1 protein-coding gene is annotated in these 756 nt (G+C 73.4%); it reads right to left on the bottom strand.

What is annotated here, in order from left to right:
- Positions 1 to 87: 87 nt before the first annotated feature.
- Positions 88 to 459 carry a chorismate mutase gene (locus tag ACOV8S_RS16920; RefSeq protein ID WP_448318630.1) on the bottom strand — a complete coding sequence of 124 codons (372 nt, stop codon included), beginning with the start codon at positions 457 to 459 and terminating at the stop codon, positions 88 to 90.
- Positions 460 to 756 lie beyond the last annotated feature (297 nt).

The raw sequence follows: 756 nt of genomic DNA, 5'->3' as shown, positions 1-756 counted from the left end.
CCCGCACGCCTGCGTTCGCCTCACCTCCCCTGCCCGGGAGGTGAGGCGAACGCAGGCGTGCGGGTGGGCGCGGACGCCGGTGCGGGTTCAGACCCGGCCGCGGCAGAGTTCCAGGATGGTCATCGCCAGGGACGTGCCCGGTCGGCCCAGCGCGTCGCGGTAGCGGGAGAGGACCTCCATCTCACGCGACAGGTTCACCCGGCGCCCGCCCGCGGAGATCCGGGTCTGCTGGACGACGGCCGAGACGGCCATGCGTTCCTGCACCAGCCCCAGGATGTGATCGTCCAGCGCGTCGATCCGCGACCGGGCGTCGGCGATGACGGTGGCCGGGTCGACCGCGGAGCCGGCGGCCGGAACGACGGCCGGGGCGACGGCCGGGGCGGACGTCGCGGACGCCGGGCTGCCGGTCGTGCCGGTCGACGGGACGGACGTGCGCGTGGTGGTGGTGCTGATGCTCATCGGGGTCTCCTCCGTCTGATGCGGTGAGGCCCCGGCGCCGGTCGGGTCCGGGAAACGACAGGCGCCCCGGGCCTTGCCGGCCCGGGGCGCCTGGGAAGTCGCTCTGCGGTTATCCGCGGTGAGCAACACGACCATGGCAGCCGGCGGGCCGGGTGCCATAGGTAAACGCGAAGCTCGAGTATGCGGACATGCGGCAAGTATGGACCGTGGACGCGAGACGTCTCCACCGGGGTTCGCATCGTGAGACCCGCAGTGCACGGCTGCCCCGGCCGCACCTGCCCCGCTCAGCCGATGAGG

Source organism: Streptomyces sp. CO7 (genome assembly GCF_053474865.1).
Note: the sequence above shows the minus strand (reverse complement) of the source record. Positions and strands in the feature narration are given on the sequence as shown.